General features: G+C 66.5%; 5 protein-coding genes. All 5 read left to right on the top strand.

Features of this window, described 5'->3' with window-relative positions; all coding sequences use genetic code 11:
* On the top strand, positions 1–957 hold a 957-nt coding region (paaA, locus tag BMI01S_RS36380; protein WP_042292969.1), incomplete at its 5' end, for a 1,2-phenylacetyl-CoA epoxidase subunit PaaA.
* Between the two features lie 30 nt (positions 958–987).
* A complete protein-coding gene (gene paaB / locus BMI01S_RS42500; protein ID WP_034188015.1) occupies positions 988–1272 on the top strand; it encodes a 1,2-phenylacetyl-CoA epoxidase subunit PaaB in 285 nt (94 codons plus the stop codon).
* A gap of 9 nt (positions 1273–1281) precedes the next feature.
* Positions 1282–2088, top strand: coding sequence for a 1,2-phenylacetyl-CoA epoxidase subunit PaaC (gene paaC, locus BMI01S_RS36370; RefSeq protein ID WP_042292958.1), 807 nt, complete (start codon positions 1282–1284; stop codon positions 2086–2088).
* Between the two features lie 38 nt (positions 2089–2126).
* Positions 2127–2657 carry a 1,2-phenylacetyl-CoA epoxidase subunit PaaD gene (paaD, locus tag BMI01S_RS36365; RefSeq protein WP_042292954.1) on the top strand — a complete coding sequence of 177 codons (531 nt, stop codon included), beginning with the start codon at positions 2127–2129 and terminating at the stop codon, positions 2655–2657.
* Between the two features lies 1 nt (position 2658).
* The coding region (locus BMI01S_RS36360) for an FAD-binding oxidoreductase (RefSeq protein ID WP_042292951.1) at positions 2659–3433 on the top strand (775 nt) is incomplete at its 3' end.

Raw genomic sequence — 3433 nt, 5'->3', positions numbered from 1 at the left:
CTGGACGCCGATGCCGCCTCGCCCGAGCAGGCGCAGTTCGACGCCATCATGGCCGCCGACGGCAAGATCGAGCCGCAGGACTGGATGCCCGAAGCCTATCGCAAGACGCTCGTGCGCCAGATCTCGCAGCACGCGCACTCGGAAGTGGTCGGCATGCTGCCGGAAGGCAACTGGATTTCGCGCGCGCCGAGCCTCAAGCGCAAGGCGATCCTGCTCGCCAAGGTGCAGGACGAAGCCGGCCACGGCCTTTACCTGTACAGCGCGGCGGAGACGCTCGGCGTCTCGCGCGACCAGCTGATCGACGCGCTGCACGCCGGCAAGGCCAAGTACTCGAGCATCTTCAACTACCCGACGCCTACGTGGGCGGACGTGGGCGTGATCGGCTGGCTCGTCGACGGCGCCGCGATCATGAACCAGATTCCGCTGTGCCGCTGCACCTACGGCCCGTACGCGCGCGCCATGATCCGCATCTGCAAGGAAGAGTCGTTCCACCAGCGGCAGGGTTTCGACGCCCTGCTCGCCATGATGCAGGGCACCGAGGCGCAGCGCGAGCTCGTCCAGCAAGCCGTGAACCGCTGGTGGTGGCCGGTGCTGATGATGTTCGGCCCGAGCGACGCCGATTCCGTCCACAGCAACCAGTCGGCCAGATGGGGCATCAAGCGCATCTCGAATGACGACCTGCGCCAGAAGTTCGTCGACGCCACCGTCGAGCAGGCCAAGGTGCTCGGCGTCACGCTGCCCGATGCCGATCTCAGGTGGAACGAAGCGCGTGGCCACTACGACTACGGCACGATCGACTGGGAAGAATTCTGGCGCGTCGTGAACGGCGACGGCCCGTGCAACCGCGAGCGTCTGGGCACGCGCGTGAAGGCGCACAACGAAGGCGCGTGGGTGCGCGAAGCCGCGCTCGCCCATGCCGCGAAACAGCGTCAGCGCGCCGAAAAGCACGCCGCGTAACTCATACAGGAAACAGGAAGGAGATCCACGATGAACAAGGAATGGCCGATCTGGGAAGTGTTCGTGCGCAGCAAGCAGGGCCTCGATCACAAGCACTGCGGCAGCCTGCACGCCGCCGACGCCACGATGGCGCTGCGCATGGCGCGCGACGTCTACACGCGCCGTCAGGAAGGCGTGAGCATCTGGGTGGTGCCGTCGTCGGCGATCACGGCGTCGGATCCGAACGAGAAGGCCGAGCTCTTCGAGCCGGCCGGCGACAAGATCTATCGCCACCCGACGTTCTACACGCTGCCCGACGAAGTCAACCACATGTAAGAGCGCAACATGACGACGCCCACGCCCGAACATCTCGCGTACGTGCTGCGCCTTGCCGATACGGCGCTGATCCTCGGTCAGCGCAACACGGAATGGTGCGGCCACGGCCCGGTCCTCGAAGAGGACATCGCACTCGCCAACATGAGCCTCGACCTGATCGGTCAGGCGCGCCTGCTCTACACGCATGCCGCCACGCTCGAAAAGGCGCTCACCGGCCGCGAACGCACCGAGGACGACTACGCCTATTTCCGCGCCGAGCGCGAATTCGCCAACTACACGTTCGCCGAGCTGCCGCATTTCGGCCCGCTCACCGGCACGACGCATTCGTCCAACGATTACGCCGTGACGATCGTGCGCAATTTTCTCTACGCCTCGCTGATGGCGCATCTGTGGACGGCGCTGCTGCGCTCCGCCGATCCCCAGCTGGCCGCGATCGCGGAGCGCTCGATCAAGGAAACGCGCTACCACCTGCACCATGCGCGTGAGTGGCTGATCCGTTTCGGCGACGGCACCGAGGAATCGCACCGCCGCGCGCAAGCCGCGCTCGACTGGCTGATGCCGTACACGCGCGAGTTCTTCAGCACCGACGCCGTGGAAACGGCCGTGGCCGAAGCCGGCATCGCGCCGCTCACCGCGCAGCTGGAAGCGGCGTGGCGCGCCGACGTGGAAGCCGCGCTCGAAGAAGCCACGCTCACGCTGCCCGAGCAGGTGTTCCACATCACGACCGGCAAGCACGGCGAGCACTCGGAACACATGGGCTTCGTGCTCGCCGAGATGCAGAGCCTCGCGCGCCAGCATCCGGACGCGCGCTGGTAAGCACGCTTCACGCTCACGCAGGAACAGGGGAAGTCACGATGCAAGCAACGGCAGATCGCGCGCTCGAACGCGCGTGGGAAGTGCTCGAAGCGGTGCCCGATCCGGAGATCCCGGTCGTGTCGATCCGCGAACTGGGCATCCTGCGCGAAGTCCGCCGCGCCGAAGACGGCCACCTCGAAGTGGTGATCACACCCACTTACTCGGGCTGCCCGGCGATGTCGCAGATCGCGGAGGACGTCGGGCACGCGCTCGAAGCCGCCGCACTCGGGCCCTACCGCATTGCGACGACCTTGACGCCCGCGTGGACCACCGACTGGATCACCGACGAAGCGCGCGAGAAGCTGCGCGCCTACGGCATCGCGCCCCCCACCGGCAACTGCGGCGGCGGCGCGGGCCAAGCCGCCAGCGAGCAGCCCATCGCGTTCATCCCGAAGCTGCCCGCGCCCGCCTGCCCGCACTGCGGCTCGAAGCACACCGAACGCCTCGCGCAGTTCGGCTCGACCGCGTGCAAGGCGCTCTACCGCTGCATCGACTGCCGCGAACCCTTCGACTACTTCAAACCGTACTGATATGGCCACTCCGCAATTCCATTCGCTGCGCATCCGCGAAGTGCGGCCCGAAACCGCGGACGCGGTCTCTGTCGCTTTCGAAGTCCCGCCCGAGCTGCGCGACGCGTATCGCTTCACCCAGGGTCAGTTCGTCACGCTCAAGACCCATATCGACGGCGAGGAGACGCGCCGTTCGTACTCGATCTGCGTGGGCGTGACCGACTATGACCGCGACGGCGAACTGCGCATCGGCATCAAGCGCGTGCGCGGCGGGCGATTCTCGAACTTCGCGTTCGAGCAGCTCGCGCCGGGCCACGAAATCGAAGTGATGACGCCCGACGGCCGCTTCTTCACGCACCTGAACGCCGAGCACGGCAAGCACTACGTGGCGTTCTCGGGCGGCTCGGGCATCACGCCCGTGCTCGCGATCATCAAGACGACGCTCGAAACGGAGCCGCGCAGCGCGTTCACGCTCGTGTACGGCAATCGCAGCGTCGACGCGATCATGTTCGCCGAAGAGCTGGAGGACCTGAAGAACCGCTTCATGAGCCGCTTTCGTCTCTATCACGTCCTCTCCGACGACCTGCAGGACGTCGAGCTGTTCAACGGCATGCTCGATCAGGCCAAGTGCGCGGCGTTCCTCGAAACGCTGCTGCCGGCCGACGAAATCGACGAGGCCTTCATCTGCGGCCCCGGCCCGATGATGGATGCAGCCGAGGCCGCGTTGAAGGACGCGGGTGTGCCGCAGCAGAATGTTCACGTCGAGCGCTTCGGCTCGCCGCTGCCGCAAGCGGGCG

The organism is Paraburkholderia mimosarum LMG 23256 = NBRC 106338 (genome assembly GCF_000739815.1).
Taxonomy (GTDB): Bacteria; Pseudomonadota; Gammaproteobacteria; order Burkholderiales; family Burkholderiaceae; genus Paraburkholderia; species Paraburkholderia mimosarum.
This window is presented reverse-complemented; position numbering and strand designations above follow the sequence as displayed.

Coding starts and splice junctions, on each gene's coding strand:
- paaB (WP_034188015.1), top strand. CDS start 988: ATGAACAAGGAATGGCCGATCTGGGAAGTGTTCGTGCGCAGCAAGCAG.
- paaC (WP_042292958.1), top strand. CDS start 1,282: ATGACGACGCCCACGCCCGAACATCTCGCGTACGTGCTGCGCCTTGCC.
- paaD (WP_042292954.1), top strand. CDS start 2,127: ATGCAAGCAACGGCAGATCGCGCGCTCGAACGCGCGTGGGAAGTGCTC.